The sequence below is a fragment of the Thermodesulfovibrio sp. Kuro-1 genome, assembly GCF_006538445.1.
In the GTDB taxonomy this organism is placed as follows: Bacteria; Nitrospirota; Thermodesulfovibrionia; order Thermodesulfovibrionales; family Thermodesulfovibrionaceae; genus Thermodesulfovibrio; species Thermodesulfovibrio yellowstonii.
Genome location: NZ_BJKS01000006.1, coordinates 66,597 through 82,325 on the forward strand (window position 1 = coordinate 66,597; position 15,729 = coordinate 82,325).

Annotated in this window: 13 protein-coding genes; 9 read left to right on the forward strand and 4 right to left on the reverse strand. The window is 34.5% G+C overall.

Going from position 1 to position 15,729, the window contains the following annotated elements; genetic code table 11:
- The first annotated feature begins 99 nt into the window (after window positions 1-99).
- Genes pal through FLY87_RS08785 form a run of 5 tightly spaced genes read left to right on the forward strand, consistent with a single transcriptional unit; the run spans window position 100 to window position 4,991 of the window.
- Window positions 100-648: a peptidoglycan-associated lipoprotein Pal gene (gene pal, locus FLY87_RS08765; protein ID WP_141266966.1), complete on the forward strand. Its 549-nt coding sequence runs from the start codon at window positions 100-102 to the stop codon at window positions 646-648.
- Window positions 645-1,508: a tol-pal system protein YbgF gene (ybgF, locus tag FLY87_RS08770; protein ID WP_012545231.1), complete on the forward strand. Its 864-nt coding sequence runs from the start codon at window positions 645-647 to the stop codon at window positions 1,506-1,508. The genes pal and ybgF overlap by 4 nt, the downstream gene beginning before the upstream one ends.
- Window positions 1,505-2,473: a GTP 3',8-cyclase MoaA gene (moaA, locus tag FLY87_RS08775; protein WP_141266968.1), complete on the forward strand. Its 969-nt coding sequence runs from the start codon at window positions 1,505-1,507 to the stop codon at window positions 2,471-2,473. The genes ybgF and moaA overlap by 4 nt, the downstream gene beginning before the upstream one ends.
- Window positions 2,474-2,478: 5 nt before the next feature.
- Window positions 2,479-3,231 (forward strand): glycosyltransferase family 2 protein, encoded by a 753-nt coding sequence (locus FLY87_RS08780; protein ID WP_012546558.1) that lies wholly within the window; start codon window positions 2,479-2,481, stop codon window positions 3,229-3,231.
- Window positions 3,222-4,991 carry an ABC transporter ATP-binding protein gene (locus FLY87_RS08785; RefSeq protein WP_141266970.1) on the forward strand — a complete coding sequence of 590 codons (1,770 nt, stop codon included), beginning with the start codon at window positions 3,222-3,224 and terminating at the stop codon, window positions 4,989-4,991. The genes FLY87_RS08780 and FLY87_RS08785 overlap by 10 nt, the downstream gene beginning before the upstream one ends.
- Here the strand turns inward: FLY87_RS08785 and FLY87_RS08790 are convergent.
- Window positions 4,969-5,838 (reverse strand): lysophospholipid acyltransferase family protein, encoded by an 870-nt coding sequence (locus FLY87_RS08790; protein ID WP_012545432.1) that lies wholly within the window; start codon window positions 5,836-5,838, stop codon window positions 4,969-4,971. The genes FLY87_RS08785 and FLY87_RS08790 overlap by 23 nt on opposite strands.
- Window positions 5,839-6,057: 219 nt before the next feature.
- Between FLY87_RS08790 and FLY87_RS08795 the strand changes: the two genes are divergently transcribed.
- The gene (locus tag FLY87_RS08795) at window positions 6,058-7,542 is read left to right on the forward strand and encodes a tetratricopeptide repeat protein (protein WP_181406023.1); all 1,485 of its coding nucleotides are present in this window, start codon (window positions 6,058-6,060) and stop codon (window positions 7,540-7,542) included.
- 11 nt (window positions 7,543-7,553) lie between these two features.
- Entirely contained in the window at window positions 7,554-11,228 is a 3,675-nt protein-coding gene (locus FLY87_RS08800; protein ID WP_141266974.1) for a FecR family protein, read from the forward strand.
- A gap of 44 nt (window positions 11,229-11,272) precedes the next feature.
- On the opposite strand, the gene mazG is transcribed toward FLY87_RS08800, so the two are convergent.
- Genes mazG through FLY87_RS08815 form a run of 3 tightly spaced genes read right to left on the reverse strand, consistent with a single transcriptional unit; the run spans window position 11,273 to window position 13,425 of the window.
- Window positions 11,273-12,049, reverse strand: a complete 777-nt coding sequence (gene mazG / locus FLY87_RS08805) for a nucleoside triphosphate pyrophosphohydrolase (protein WP_164924877.1) — start codon at window positions 12,047-12,049, stop codon at window positions 11,273-11,275.
- Entirely contained in the window at window positions 12,036-12,779 is a 744-nt protein-coding gene (locus FLY87_RS08810) for a carbon monoxide dehydrogenase accessory protein CooC (protein WP_012546853.1), read from the reverse strand. The genes mazG and FLY87_RS08810 overlap by 14 nt, the downstream gene beginning before the upstream one ends.
- A gap of 1 nt (window position 12,780) precedes the next feature.
- Window positions 12,781-13,425, reverse strand: a complete 645-nt coding sequence (locus FLY87_RS08815; protein ID WP_141266976.1) for an HAD family hydrolase — start codon at window positions 13,423-13,425, stop codon at window positions 12,781-12,783.
- 61 nt (window positions 13,426-13,486) lie between these two features.
- On the opposite strand from FLY87_RS08815, the gene FLY87_RS08820 reads away from it, so the two are divergent.
- Window positions 13,487-14,566 carry a type IV pilus twitching motility protein PilT gene (locus tag FLY87_RS08820; RefSeq protein ID WP_012546105.1) on the forward strand — a complete coding sequence of 360 codons (1,080 nt, stop codon included), beginning with the start codon at window positions 13,487-13,489 and terminating at the stop codon, window positions 14,564-14,566.
- On the forward strand, window positions 14,563-15,726 hold the full coding sequence (locus FLY87_RS08825) for a type IV pilus twitching motility protein PilT (RefSeq protein WP_012545245.1): 1,164 nt from the start codon (window positions 14,563-14,565) through the stop codon (window positions 15,724-15,726). The genes FLY87_RS08820 and FLY87_RS08825 overlap by 4 nt, the downstream gene beginning before the upstream one ends.
- Window positions 15,727-15,729 lie beyond the last annotated feature (3 nt).

Here is a 15,729-nt window from a genome sequence, read left to right on the forward strand (position 1 = left end):
ATTTTAATTTTATGTCAGCAAATAATATTAATTGTTGTATTATATAAATATGATACAAATCAAAGAGCCTGCCAATAAAATGCTCTCTGGAGGCATAAAATGAAAATTAAAATTATTTTATTAGCTATCTTTTGTCTTTTTTTGATTATTGCCTGTGCTGAAAGGAAAATTTATATGCCTGATGGAAAGGAAACTACAGGAATAGTAAAAAAAGAAGAAGGGACTGAAATAGAAAAAACAAAGCCATCAGAAGAAGAACCTTCTTTTACTACTTCTCAAATGGCGGAACTTATTAAAAAACTTCAGGAAGAGATAGGTGATATACATTTTGATTATGATAAATACGATGTTAGACAAGATGATTTGCCTACACTGAAAAAAGTTGCTTCCTATCTACAGAAATATCCTAAACTCAGGGTTATTATAGAAGGACATTGTGATGAAAGGGGAACAAATGAGTATAATTTTGCACTTGGGCAAAAAAGAGCTGATTCTGCAAAGCAGTATCTAATAACTCTCGGAATCATATCCTCAAGGATTGATATAATAAGCTATGGCGAAGAAAAACCTTTATGCACAGAACAAAATGAATCATGCTGGCAGAAAAATAGAAGGGCACACTTTGTTTTTATAGAGGAGGGGAAATGAAAAAGATTAAAAGCAAGATATTTTTTACTGCAATAGTGTCTGCTGTTTTTTTGTCTGGTTGTGTTACCACAGGTGAGTATGAACAAATAAGGGCAGATATTACCAAACTACATATTGAAAATAGTCAACTAAAGCAAGAAGTTTCTGAACTTAAAACGAGAATGGATAAGATGTCTTCTGACTTATCTACAGCCACAGCATTAAAGGAGGGACAGCTCACGCTTATTGCTCAGACACAGGATTATGTAAAGGAATTACAGATACTGAAAGGAAGATTTGAAGAAAGCTCTTACAGCAATGACAAAAAATTTAAAGAGCTAAGTGATAAAATCGCAGAATTACAGGCTAAACTAACACAGCCACAACAGCCTATTCCACAGAAAGAACCAGAACAAAAGAAAATATCGCCAGGACAATTAAAAAATCCCAAAGAAATATATGATTCCGCTCATGTAGACATAAAAGAAAAAAGATATGCCTCGGCAAGAGATAAATTTCAGGAGATTACAAAGAATTATCCTGATTTTGAGCTTCTTCCCAACTCATATTTTTGGATTGGAGAAACTTACTATAGTGAAAAAAAATATGAAGATGCGATTCTTGCTTATGAAGAATTTCTCAAGAAATATCCAAAGCACGATAAAGCACCAGGTGCACTTCTTAAAGAAGGAATGGCATTTTTAGAGTTGAAAGATAAAAAAACAGCAAAAGTTGTATTTGAAAGAGTTATTGAGAGATATCCTAAATCAAAGGAAGCAGAAATTGCTCAGCAAAAAATAGCAGAAATACTTAAGAGTCAGAATTCAGGGAAAAAATCAACAAAGACAAAATCTAAAACAAAAACTAAATCAAAACAATGAAGGATAATTTTAACAGAAATATAGATTACTTAAGAGTCTCCATTATTGACAGATGTAATCTTAGGTGTATTTATTGTATGCCTGAAGAAGGCATAACCAATTTATTACCTCATCATGAAATATTGAGCTATGAGGAAATATTAAAAATTGTTGAAATAGGCGTAGATTTAGGGATAACAAAAATAAGAATCACAGGTGGTGAGCCTCTTCTAAGAAAGGGCATTGTCAGTTTTATTGAAAGACTTGCACGAATAGAAGGTATACGAGACATTGGAATGACAACAAATGGAGTTCTTCTTAAAAAGTTTGCTAAAGATTTATATAATGCAGGCTTAAAACGAGTGAATGTTAGCCTTGACTCCCTTGATGAAAATAAATTTAGAGCCATAACCAGAGTGGGTTTAATAGATGATGTTTTTGAAGGTATTGATGAGGCAAAAAATGCTGGTTTACAACCTGTTAAGGTCAATGTTGTTGTAATGAAAGGCATTAATGATGATGAAATAGAAAAATTTGCCCTATGGAGTAAAAAAGTAGAATATCAGATAAGATTTATAGAGTTTATGCCTGTTGGTCAGAATGCGTGGAAAAAGGAACTTTTTATATCAAAAGATGAGATAAAGGAAAGAATAGAGAATAAAATCGGAAAACTTATTCCAGTACAGATGAAGAAGTCAGGTCCTGCAGAGTACTTCATGCTTGCAGGAGCAAAGGGTTTTCTTGGATTTATAAGTCCTATGACAACACATATATGTGTTAGATGTAATAGGCTTAGATTAACTGCTGATGGTAAACTAAGACCTTGTCTTTTTTCTGACAAAGAAGTGGACATAAAAAAGATTTTACGAAGCGGCGCCTCTACAGAAGAGATAAGAGAAACAATTATCAAAACCATTCATTTAAAACCTCAGGGTATGTCAGAACATACAAAGCCTTTAAGGCCTATGTCCACAATAGGAGGCTAAGTTTTTTGAAAATCCCTATCTCTATTGCAATTATTACAAAAAATGAAGAAAAAAATATTGAGGATGCTCTGGAATCTGTAAAAGATTTTGAAGAAATTGTTGTGGTAGATGCTTTTAGTGAAGACAGAACAGTTGAAATTTGCAAAAACTATACAGATAAAATTTATAAATTAGAATGGAAAGGTTTTGCAACCCAAAAACAATTTGCTGTTGAAAAGACAACACTGCCATGGGTTTTCATTCTTGATGCAGATGAAAGAGTTACAGAGGCTTTAAAAATGGAAATAACTGAAAAAATAAGCAATGATGATTTTGATGGATATTTTATTCCAAGAAAAAATTTTTTTCTTGGGAAATGGATTAAACACAGCGGATGGTGGCCAGATTATACGCTAAGACTATTTAGGAAAGACAAAGGGAAAATGCAGATTAGAGAAGTTCATGAGAAGGTTATTGTTAATGGTAAAGTGGGCTACGTAAAAGAACCTATTTTACATTATACATATCAAACTTTTGAAGACTTTATTAAGAAAATGCAGATTTATTCTTCCTATGGAGCATTGGAGTTAATAAAAAAGAATCCGTCAAAATGTAAGATAGTTTTAAAGATTTTTTTTGCTCCTGTATTTACATTTTTTAAAATGTTTTTTATAAAATTGGGATTTCTTGATGGTTTAAGGGGTTTTATTCTTGCATTTTTTTACAGTTTTTATTCATTTCTTAAGTACGCTAAAGTTTGGGAAAAACAATGGAAATAGAAAAATATTTCAAAATAAAGTTTAAAAAATTATGGCTGGATGATTTTGCGGTTTTCTGGAGACTTATAAAAGAGCACAGGCTAAGACTTCTTTTTGCCTTACTTTGCAGTTTATCAATATCTGGAATCAATGGAGCTATTGCATGGTCAGTAAAACCTGCAATGGACCAGATTTTTATAAAAAAATCAGCAGAGTTTCTTTATTTAATTCCTCTTCTGGTTATTATTCTTTTTAGTTTAAGAGGAGTTTTTACCTTTATTAATAATTATATTATGAATTCAGTTGGTTCTAAGATTGTTAAGTTTGTCAGAGATGCGCTTTATGAAAAACTTTTAAAGCTTCCAATGTCATTTTTTTGCAGAGACAGTTCAGGAAATCTTATTTCTAAAGTTCTCAATGATGCTGACTTACTTAAAAGCACGGTTTCAAACACTATCAAAGATTTTCTGGTTGAAGGGCTTACGGTCATTGTGTTAGCCTGTGTTGCCTTTTATCGCAGATGGGATCTGGCATTGCTTTCTTTTGTTGTTATTCCATTGATGCTTTATTCTATGACAGAATTTGGAAAAAGGATGAAAGATATTGGAATGAAAACCCGTCTTAGAATCGCTAAAATAACAACACTTCTACATGAAACATTGCAGGGCATAAAGATAATAAAAGCTTTCACCATGGAATCTGACATGAAACAAAGATACAGGAACGCACTTCATGAACACTATAGAAATATTATGCGAGAAGTAAGAACAGAAGAATTTACAAATCTTATTTCAGAAACTATAGCAGGGATAGGTGTTGCTATTATTCTTTTTTATGGAGGGTATCTTGTTGTTAATGATAAAATCTCTTCTGGTGACTTTTTTTCATTTGCAACAGCAGTAATTCTTATGTATACGCCTTTAAAAAGGCTTAGTCGTGTTAATGCCTCCTTTCAAAGAGGAAGAAATGTTATAGAGCGACTTAGGGAGATTATATTTGTTGAACATGAGCCAGAAAAAGGCGAAAAAAGAGAAATAAATGGCCATATAGTTTTTAAAAATGTTTCATTCAGATATCCTCTTTCAAAAGATTATACACTCAAAGATATTAATTTTGAAATACAGGCTGGTGAAACAGTTGCTATAGTTGGTCCATCAGGAGCAGGAAAAAGCACAATTACAGAACTACTTGCAGGATTCTGGTATCCAACAGAAGGTGATATATTAATTGATGGAGTGAGCATAAGAGATTTTTCACTTCATAGCCTTCGTTCTCAAATAGCTCTTGTGACACAAGATATTATTTTATTTAATGATTCAGTCATCAATAATATAAAGTTTGGCAATATCTCATCCACCAAAGAAGAGGTTGAGAGAGCTGCCATAATGGCAGATGCCCACGATTTTATAATAAAGCTGCCAAAAGGTTATGAATCAATGGTTGGGGAAAAAGGTATTTTGCTTTCAGGTGGGCAGAAACAGAGAATTACAATTGCAAGAGCTATTTTAAGAGAGCCGAAGATTTTAATATTTGATGAAGCCACAGCAAGCCTTGATACTGAATCTGAAGAAAAAATTCAGAGAGCTCTTGAACAGATGAGGAAAGGTAGAACAACTTTAGTTATTGCCCACAGACTTTCTACAATAAAGCGGGCTGATAAAATTATTGTTATGGACAAAGGTAGGATTATAGAACAGGGAACACATGAAGAGCTTTTAGCAAAAGGAGGGCTTTACAGTGAACTGTGGCATTTGCAGTTTAGTGAACCCTCATTCTCTTAAATCTTCTGTGAAACCAGTAATACTGTTCAGGATACTTTCTGATTAATTCTTCAAGAAGACAGTTATATTTTTCAATAAGGATTTCAACTTGTTTTTGTAATTCTATCTCAGGATAAATTTTGATTTCATGCCCATTTTCTCCCCTTACAATAAAAATCGGAACAAGCGGAGAACCTTTTCTCTGTGCTATAACAAACGCACCCTTCTGGCACTGAACATACTTGCCGAAAAATTTTGCATAAATACCAGGTCTTGCTTGGTCAGCAAGTATAAAGACAATCATATTTTTATTTAAAGCGCTTATTATTTCCTTAGGAACTTCTCTATCAGAACGAAAGGGAATTGGATAAATTTTATAAGATTTTATAAGATTGTATAAAAATCCTTCGGGAAGATATTTCCCTTCTTTAAAAAGAACAGCAACAGGATAACCTTTCTCAGCAAGCCATGCAAGCATGACAGGAATATTACCTAAATGCGCGCTCAATGCAATTATTCCTTTGCGTTTTTTTAATGCTTCATCAAGATGTTCAATGCCTGAAACTTTAGCCCATTGAGCAAGTTTTTCTTTCTTTTTTACAATAAAGGCAATCTCAAGGGCAGTGAGAATAATTTCTTGAATAAACTTTTTTAAGACTTTTTTCAGTTCAGATTCTTTATATTGTTGTTCAAAAGCAATTTTTAAATTATCAAAGGCAACATTCTTTCTTTTCCAGGAGAGAGAATATAATAAACTTCCTAAAAAAGATGAAACAGTAATAAGTTGTTTTTTCCCGAGAATTCTTCCAAGCCCCATAAAAAATTTAAGAGCAAATTTAAAAATAATATGTTTAACAAAAGATTTCATATAAGTTTAAGAATAATTATAATACTAAAACACATGAAATACAAAGAAGACAGAAGGGGTTTCAATCGTAAAAAAATGAGTAAAACATAATATTCTCGTCATATATAGATTAAATAAACATCTTAAAAGATATTGATTTTTTAAAAAACAATTTTTTACAATTTTTTTCAATTTTTTATGGTTAATCAAACCCTCATAAATGCTCTCTTAATATTATTCTTGATATTTATTCCTGTTTCACTATATGCAGAAGATTTATTTCAAAAGGGGATTGAACAATACAGGCAGGAAAATTATGAAGAAGCTCTTGAGATATTTAAAAAAATTTACAGAACACAGCCTTCAACACTTGCAAGTTTTTATCTTGGGCTTACATACAAGCAAATAGGGGATTACAGAAGTGCAAAAAAATATTTTTACAACTCTTTGACAGACATACCAAGAATAAATGATGCATATCTTGAATTAGCTGAAGTTTTATACCATCTTGGAGAACTGAAGGAAGCAATGCAATGGCTCACAGAAGCTGAAAAACAGTTTATAATGCCTTCAAAGATTCTATTTTTAAAGGGTCTTGTTTTTTCAAAGATGGGCAGGTTTGAGGAGGCAAGAAAAGCCTTTGAAAGAGCAAAATCCATTGATTCTGCTCTGACTCAGGTATCAGACCTTCAGATAGCACTCACCTACTCTGCTGAAAGGAAGATTAAGGAGGCTATGAAAACTCTTGAAGGATTGATAAAGATTGAGCCCCAAACAGATATTGCAGAGTTTGCCTCTGATTATCTTGCTGCCCTTAAAACAGCCATCAAGGAGTGGAGCATTTATTTGTCTCTGGGATATCAGTATGATGACAACGTGGTATCAAAACCAACAACTCTGATTGGAGTCTCAGCAGTTGATGAGATTTCAGGAAAAAGAGACTCTGCACAGGTGGCAAATATGAAGCTCAGTTGGAAACCCTTGCTATCAGGAAACTTATTTATTATAGGAGACTTTGGCATTTATACAAAAAACTATTTTTCTTCCTATAAGTTTGACACAACCATGAGCACAATTACATTTACTCCCGGTATAAATCTTGGAAAGGGATTTATAACACTTCCCCTGAGTTACTTTCATATGTGGCTTAATGAGAGGGAATATATGTCACTTTTTTCACTCACCCCTACAGTGAGCCTTCAGATTGCTGCTGGACATATTTTCCAGTTTTCAGCGGGATATGGTAAAAGGGAGATGCTTAAGTATATAGTAGATGCTGATCCTAATGAAGACAGGGATAGTAACCAATACAGTATTTCAGCAGGATATTTTTATCCCTTTAAGGAGAAAGGAGTTTTTTATTCAAAATATGAATATATGATTGATGATACTCAGGGAATCAACTGGGACTCCTTGTCTCATAGATTATCTGCTGGAGTTGTATGTCCCATTACTGAAAAACTCATCCTCCAGATTTCAGGAGACCACACATGGCAGAACTACAGAAACATAAATACATACACAGGGAGAGGAGTTAAGGGTTTCCCGGAAACCGCTGAAAAAAGAAGAGACCAAATATATTCATTAACAGCAGGAGTTATCTTTGAGATTTCAAAAACCTTGAGGACTAATCTCAGCTACTATCACTTAAGGGCTGACTCAAACTTTCCAATTTATGATTATAAGAGAAACATTTACAGTGTAGAGCTGAGTTTTAGCTTTTAAGGAGGCTTAAGATGCTGAGGCTTAAAATTTTAATTTTAATAGCCTTTATCAGTTTTTTATTCTTAAGCAATGCCTTAGCTCAGGAAGTAGGTAAAATCACAGCATTAGAGGGGAAGGTTGATATTTTAAGAGGGGGTAAGCCTCCTGCTGTTATGGTAAAAATAAATGAGCCTGTTTATTTAAATGACATAATAAGAACAAAAACTGATTCAAGGGCAGAACTCACATTCAGGGACGGAACGGTTGTAAAGATTGCTCCTCGTAGCAGAATTGACATTAGTGAATATTTTGCAGATGCTCATAGTTTCAGAGTCACTCTTAATATTCCCAGAGGGAAGGCAGGAGCTTTTGTAGCAAAGGAAAGTGTTGAGAAGATAAAGGCATTCCCAAAGGCTAACAGATTTGAGATAAAAACACCAATAGCAGTTGCAGGAGTAAGAGGAACAAATTATGTGGTTGCTCACTATCCTACCTATTCAACAGTAACAGTCTTAACTGGAAAAGTTTACTGTTATAATCTCCATATACCTGAAAGAGTTGTTGAGGTAGGAGCAGGTCAGGCAACAGTTATAAGAGAGAAACTTCCACCAGAACTGCCAAAACCTTTGACTTCTAAGGAAATACAAAGTGAACAGAAAGATATAACACCAAGCAAAGTTGAGAGAGAAGGAAACATAGAAAAGCCTTTTGTATCAGAATATCCTCTGAGAAATCCAGAAGAGCCTACTGCTGTTAATTTTTATCCAGAGACTTCTTCTGAACCAAGACTTTCAACAAAGGAGACAACTCCTCCAATTACTGAAACAACAAAAATTACAGAAAGTTTGAGCGTTAATTTTATGCTTTACAGCATTGAAGCCCCAAATTCTGGGGAGTGGAAAATAACATATAAAGTAGAGGCAAACAATCCAGTTATTGTTAGGTATAGGACTAAAACTTCAGATTGGGATGAATGGAAGGATGTAAACACAACAGCTCAAAATAACATTGATTTTTCAATCAATGTTTATGGTTCCTATGAGATTCAAATAAAAGCAACAGACAGTTACGGAAATAACAAAGAGTGGTCTTCATCAATAGTTTATCCAAAGTCAAGCACATTTTCGGGGAATATTGCAACTGATACCTCAGCAAACAGTTCAGTGACTGGAAATGTCGCAGGAGCATTGACAGTTGACAAAGGTATAGCAAAGCTTACAGCTTCATCCCCTGTTTCTTTTAATTCTACATTTAAAGCAGGAGGGGGTAATGCTACAGAAGGATACTGGATATTAAAAGGTCCGACATCTTCTTCTTATTTCAGACTGCTTACACCAACTTATCTTTTTACAGGAAGCGGTGATTCCACGCTTACTATGGAATCTGGCGGGATAAAATCAGTGACTACAGAACCTTGGATAGAGGTGAAGGAACTTAGTTTATCTGCTAAATTTACGGGATATCATCATTACTATGATGGCACTAAAATAGATGAAGTTCAAGGAGGCGGACAGTCTACAATACTTATTGGAAAAACAGGAGAGCTGATTTTACCATCAAGCATAAATGATACAGTAACATACAAAACAGAAAATTATGGAATTGGTTATATTCCTGATGTTACACAGGACACATCTATGGTATGGGGTAATTTTCAGCAAAATTCTGGAAGTAGTTTAAAGCTAAAGGGTTATGCAGGAGGTATTGGTGAGGATTCATCCCAAAATTATGCTATTTATGGATTATACATAGGTTCTGATGGCTCTGCAGGAATTCTTAAAGGTTCACCATATGGAACAAATCAAAATTTATACAAAGAAATACATCTTATTGATATTGAGCCTGCCTTTACATTCAAAAAGAAAACAGTTGGTTATTCAACCATGTCTACATGGTCAGATTATATTCAGGGCAGTTATCAGGGATATTTTACAGGTGGAAGCGGGACTCCAACAATATCTAAACAGGATATAAGTAACACATCTTATGGTGTTATTGGTTCTGCTACTCTTTCTCTTAAAAAAGGAAGTAATCCAGAATCGTGGGGAGTTTTTGGGATAGAGCTTGGTGGTTCCCACTCTGCAACACTACCTACAGGGCTTAAACTTGAATTCAGTGGAGATTCATGGGATAATAGGGATGCATCATATACAACGCCTGATTATTGGCTGGGAAGCGTTTCAGAGGCAACAGTTTCATCAGGAAAAATTCAGGGAACCTTTCAAGGCAGATTCATGACTCCAACTCATTATGGAATAATTGAAGGTAAAATGTTTGGCAATTTAGGCAGCAATAAATGGGTTGGAATAGTAATTGGAGGTTATGAACCTATTGTTGAGCTTTCTCATTTAAGCAATATTGTATCAGATGCAAATACAAGCAAGATTTATAAAGAGAATTTTGCTGTAACAGGAGCAAGAATTAATTCTTATCTTGGCGGAGATAGTTTCTGGAGTAAGGAACAGGGAAGCCTGTATTCAATGGGCAAAATAAATGATTCAAGTAATGAAATAGATTTCAATTCAGGTTCATCTTATCTATGGTATGCACCAACTAACTGGTCATCAGGATCATTAAGATATTCTGGTTATATAGGTGGTAGATTTGGGCAGAAAACAGATACATCCTATAATTTCAGCACGTATGTTGCAGGAATATATAATGATTCAACGAATAAGGGAATTTTCATCGGGAATCTCTCAACAGATGGAACATCAAATGTTTTGAGTCTTGAAAAAAGATTTTTTCTTGAAGGCGAAAATAATGTCAAAGCTGTAACCCTTGCAGCAGGTTCAATTCCTTCTTCACCTTCGCCAGCAGTTGTATCAAATCTGAGCATTGATACAAATTCATATGGCATTACATTACAGAATCAGGAAGGTTACATAATCATGGATACAAATACGAATTATTACACCTTCGGAGCAGGATTGATTGGAATGGGCGGAACATATAATACTGTCCCCACAGGTTTATGGGATATAACATATACTGGAAGTTTTGAAGGAGGTTTTCAAGGTTCCTTTGGTGCTCTGTTAAAGGGAAATTTATGGGGGACTGAAAATTCTGTTCAGAATATAATTAATGGTAAAACCTATGGATATTTTGCAGATATAACAGGAACTCCTTTTTTAACAGGAATATTTGTGGGTGAAACATTAGGAACATTTGACCCAACAAATAAATACTGGCAGGCAGTAACATTAGGAACAGTTCTTGAAACAGCGAATTTTTTAAGTATGGCATGCCCTGGTGGAAAATGCAATACATCTGGAACAAATTTTACAGAAGAACAGGAAAAACTGAGAAAACTGAACATTCCAGTAGTTGAGGTTGGCAGAGCAAGTTTTAGTGGTTCAGGGAATAATCTCTCAGTAAATATGAATAATGTTATTTTCTTTTCAACTCAAGCAGGTCAAAAGCCACTTCTCTGGTCCACGGCAGATATAAATGGAATTTACAGTGGAACTCCAACATTAAATCAATCTGTAACACTTAATGCAACCTCAGGTGCTTCAGGTTCTGTTAATTTTACTCCAACATATTGGTCAGGTGGAAACTGGTCAGCAACCATAGCTAATGATACAGCGTATCCTATACAGCTATCAGGTGGTTCATATAATAGCTCTATTAATATGCAAGGTGCGGCATCAGGTGTTTATGGAAGTGGGAATTTTACAGGAACTGCATCAGGAATGGCAAAATGACAATATCGGTAACTGTTTAAACCTTGAGGCGGCATCAAGTAAAATTATTCAGAATTTTTTATCTCTTCCCAGAGGCTATCCATTTCACTAAGTGTCATATCTTTCAGGCTTTTGCCTTTTTGTTGAGCAAGTTTTTCAAGTCTTTTAAATCTTTTTTCGAATTTCCTATTAGTTTTTCTTAGAGCAGTTTCTGGATCAATCCTAAGAAAACGGGCAAGATTTACCAGACTAAAAAGTAAATCACCTATTTCTTCTTCTATCTTTATTTTTTCACCTATTTTAATAGCTTCTTGGACTTCCTTGAGTTCTTCTTTAATCTTATCAATCACTCCATCAACATTATCCCAATCAAAGCCAACTTTTGCCACCCTTGACTGAATTTTGTATGCTTTAAGCAATGAAGGAAGTGCCAAAGGAATCCCTTCCAGTATTGAACTACCAAGCTTACCTTCTTCTTTTTTTCTTTCATCCCACTGATTTAAAACTTCTTCAGGAGTTTTAAACTCTGCCTCTCCAAATACATGAGGATGCCTTCCTATCATTTTCTGAATAATTGAATCTATTACATCGTTTATATCAAAATTACCCTGTTCCTTTGCTATCTGACTATGAAAAACTATCTGAAGAATTAAATCTCCCAGTTCTTCTTTTATAGATTTTGGATCTTTATTTTCAATTGCTTCTATAAGTTCATATGTTTCTTCAAGAAGATATCTTTTAAGAGTGTCATGATTTTGGACTCTGTCCCAGGGGCAACCTTTTTCAGAGCGTAGAATTTCCATTATTTCAACAAGCTTGTCAAATTTTTCACTCAATTTCATCCTCCAAAATCTTTTTAAAGTTTTTCCATACAGCTTCTTCTTCAGAAAGGCTGAATACGCTTCTGCCAGTTTCACTGAATTTCATAAAATCTTTATCAAAAAAAACATAATGAATTTTATTAAAATGTTTTAAAAGTTCCTGTTTTTCAGAATTCTCAAATTCTTTAAAAGCCATATTTATAATAAGGACTTTCTTCTTTGGAGTTATACCGAGCTCTTTGGTAAGCTCATTTATCCTCAGAGCAGCTTGAATGCTACTTTTAGCAGGAGTGCTTACAATAAATAAAAGGTCAATTTTATTTACAATACCTCTGCTTATATGTTCCATTCCAGCTTCATTATCAACAACTATATACCTGTATTGTTCTGCAATTTCCTGAAGAATTCTCTTTAAAACATTATTAATTGCACAATAACATCCACTACCTTCAGGCCTTCCCATAACAATAAGGTCAAATCCTTTAGCTTCTTCAACAATTCTATTTATCTGAATTTCCAGCCATTCATCAAGGCTCATGCCTTCAGGTTTATCCTTCAAGGCATTATCCCTTACTGATGCAAGTGTTTCTGTAACTTTGACTGCTAAAAGTTCAGGAAGGCAAAAGTTAGGGTCTGCGTCTACAACAAGCACAGGATTTGAGTTTCTATTAAGCAGATATTTTACTGTTAATGCAGCAAGGGTGCTTTTCCCAGCGCCACCTTTCCCTGCAAAAACAATAAAATAGCTCATATTACAATGTCCTGGCAATGGTTATTAAATCACTAAATTTATCAATTATAAAATCAGCATTCTTTAGAAGTTCTTTTTCTCTATATCCGTATGTAACAGCTACTGTTTTAACTCCTGCTAATGTCCCTGCCTTAATGTCAAGCTCGCTGTCTCCAACAATTATTGTTTTATCTGGAGAGGTATTAAACCTTTTTATTGTTTCAATAATTGGAACTGGTGAGGGTTTTCTTTCAGCAAAAAGGTCACTTCCAGCTATAAAATCAAAGTATTCTAAAAGTCCAAGAGTTTTAAGTGTTTTAATGCTTAATTCAGTGAGCTTATTGGAAATCACCGCTTTTTTAATTCCTTGCAATTTCTCAAGGGTTTCTCTCACATTAGGATATACTATGGAAAAATCTGCTATGTGTTTTTTGTAATAGTTTATGAAACATTCAATTAAATCCTGAACAGGCAGAGAAAGTTTTCTTAGTTGTAAAGCTTTTTCTATAAGGCGATTAACACCTTCTCCAACCATTTTTTTTACTTCCTCTTGTGAAAAGCCTTCAATTCCTCTTTTTTTAAAACAATAGTTCAATGCTTGAGTTATATCCTTGCAGGAGTCTACAAGTGTACCGTCTAAGTCAAAGATAATAAGCTCAATAGTCATTTTACAATTTTTTAGTATAACATGAGTTCACTTCTTCCTCAAATCATGCTATAATTTTTACATGGCTCGGATAGATGCCTTTTTTAAACTAATGCTTGAAAACAAAGCAAGTGATCTTCATCTTGTTGCTGGAAGTCAGCCAGTTTTAAGAATTCACGGAGAGCTTGTCAGGGTTCAGTATAAAGTTCTTGATAATGATGAACTTAGGAAGTTTCTTTATGAAATTACACCAGAGGAAAAAATCAAAATATTTGAAGAAACAGGAGATCTTGATTTTGCTCATGAAATACCTGGTGTTGCTCGTTTTCGTGTTAACTATTTTATGCATAAGGAAGGAATTGGCGCAGCATTCAGGCACATTCCTAATGAAATAAAAACAATTGATCAGCTTGGGTTGCCAGTTGTATTAAAAAAGTTCGCAATGCTTAAAAAGGGAATTGTTCTTGTTACAGGTCCTACAGGTTCAGGAAAATCAACAACCCTTGCTGCTATTATTGATTATGCAAACAGTAACAGAAAAGAAAGAATAATAACTATTGAAGACCCCATAGAGTTTGTTCATCCGAATAAAGGCTGCGTTATCTCTTACAGAGAAGTAGGAACTCATACAGAAAGCTTTGCGAAAGCCTTAAGAGCTGCTCTTAGAGAAGACCCAGATATAGTTTTGGTTGGTGAGATGAGAGACATGGAGACAATTCAGCTTGCTCTGGAAGCTGCTGCTACAGGACATCTTGTATTCAGTACACTTCATACTTCATCAGCCATTAAAACAGTTGATAGAATTATTGATGTTTTTCCACCTGAACAGCAGGCGCAGGTAAGGACATCTCTAAGTGAGTCTTTGCAAGCAGTTGTTGCTCAGACACTTTTAAAAAGGGCTGATGGTAAGGGAAGAGTTGCAGCATGTGAGATTTTGATTAACACCTATGCTGTTGCAAATCTTATAAGAGAGGGAAAAACCCATCAAATACTCTCAATTATGCAGACAAGCAAAAAAATAGGCATGCAGACAATGGATGATACTTTATTGCAACTTCTTCAGGAAGGCAAAATTGCACCAGAGGATGCCTATGAAAGAGCAACGGACAAGCAGAAATTTGTCAAATTTCTTAAAGAAGTTCCTCAAGAAGGACTTACATGAGGAAACAGGAATTTGATTATATTCTTGATAAAATTTGTGAGACCTGTCCTGAATTATCAGATATTGTTTTTACAGTTGGAAGACCCTTTCAGGTGCTTCATTGGGGTGAACTAAAACCTGTTCAATTGAAAAATGTTCCGATTGAATCTCTTATTCCTTTTCATACAGAAAGAATAGCTCTAATCCTGATGAATAACCAAAAAAGACTTATTGAAAATCTTATAAAAGATGGATACTGTGATACAAGCTATGCTATACAGAAAGCAAGATTTAGGGTGAATATTTTTTCTCAGAGAGGAAGTTACTCAATTGTTATGAGGAAGCTTCCTGTGAAGATACCTACAGTTGAAGAACTGCGATTGCCTCCTATAATTAAAGAGATTGCAAAAGAAAGAATGGGACTTGTTTTAGTTACAGGAGCAACAGGTTCTGGTAAATCTTCAACGCTTGCGGCAATTTTAAATATCATTAATGAGACAAGAGCATCTCATATAATAACTCTTGAAGATCCTGTTGAGTTTGTACACCCCCATAAAAAATCAACATTTAATCAGAGGGAACTTGGAGTAGACTTCCATAATTTTGCAGACGGGCTTCGTGCTGCACTCAGACAAGCTCCACATGTAATACTTGTTGGAGAAATAAGAGATAGGGAAACGCTTGAAATAGCCATTATGGCAGCTGAAACAGGACATCTTGTTCTGAGCACACTTCATACCACAGATGCAGGACAGACGATTGGAAGAATAGTTGGAATGTTTCCGCCTGATGATGAGTCCTATATAAGGCTCAGGATTTCAGATACACTTAAATGGGTTGTAGGACAGAGGCTTCTACCAAGAATTGACAAAGGAAGAGTAGCTGTAACAGAAATAATGCGGAATACTTTAAGAGTGAGGGAATTAATTATAAACGGTGAAACTGCTGAAAAAACTTTTTATGACATAATAGAGACTTCAGAAGCTGCTGGAATGCATACCTTTGACCAGTCAATTCTTAAATGCTATAAAGAAGGCTTAATAACTGAAGAAACAGCTATAGCATTTGCATCAAGAAGATCCAAGGTTATTATGGAAATAGATAAAATCAAATCTCAAAGGGGAGAAAAGACTACAGATATTGAAGGATTAAAACTTGATATAGATTATGATAAAAAATAAAAG

Bases quoted from the DNA above. Each gene is read 5' to 3' on its own strand.
- FLY87_RS08820 (WP_012546105.1), top strand. From the start codon at position 13,487: ATGGCTCGGATAGATGCCTTTTTTAAACTAATGCTTGAAAACAAAGCA.
- pal (WP_141266966.1), top strand. From the start codon at position 100: ATGAAAATTAAAATTATTTTATTAGCTATCTTTTGTCTTTTTTTGATT.
- FLY87_RS08810 (WP_012546853.1), bottom strand. From the start codon at position 12,779: ATGAGCTATTTTATTGTTTTTGCAGGGAAAGGTGGCGCTGGGAAAAGC.
- FLY87_RS08790 (WP_012545432.1), bottom strand. From the start codon at position 5,838: ATGAAATCTTTTGTTAAACATATTATTTTTAAATTTGCTCTTAAATTT.
- FLY87_RS08800 (WP_141266974.1), top strand. From the start codon at position 7,554: ATGCTGAGGCTTAAAATTTTAATTTTAATAGCCTTTATCAGTTTTTTA.
- FLY87_RS08785 (WP_141266970.1), top strand. From the start codon at position 3,222: ATGGAAATAGAAAAATATTTCAAAATAAAGTTTAAAAAATTATGGCTG.
- FLY87_RS08815 (WP_141266976.1), bottom strand. From the start codon at position 13,425: ATGACTATTGAGCTTATTATCTTTGACTTAGACGGTACACTTGTAGAC.
- moaA (WP_141266968.1), top strand. From the start codon at position 1,505: ATGAAGGATAATTTTAACAGAAATATAGATTACTTAAGAGTCTCCATT.
- ybgF (WP_012545231.1), top strand. From the start codon at position 645: ATGAAAAAGATTAAAAGCAAGATATTTTTTACTGCAATAGTGTCTGCT.
- FLY87_RS08825 (WP_012545245.1), top strand. From the start codon at position 14,563: ATGAGGAAACAGGAATTTGATTATATTCTTGATAAAATTTGTGAGACC.
- mazG (WP_164924877.1), bottom strand. From the start codon at position 12,049: ATGAAATTGAGTGAAAAATTTGACAAGCTTGTTGAAATAATGGAAATT.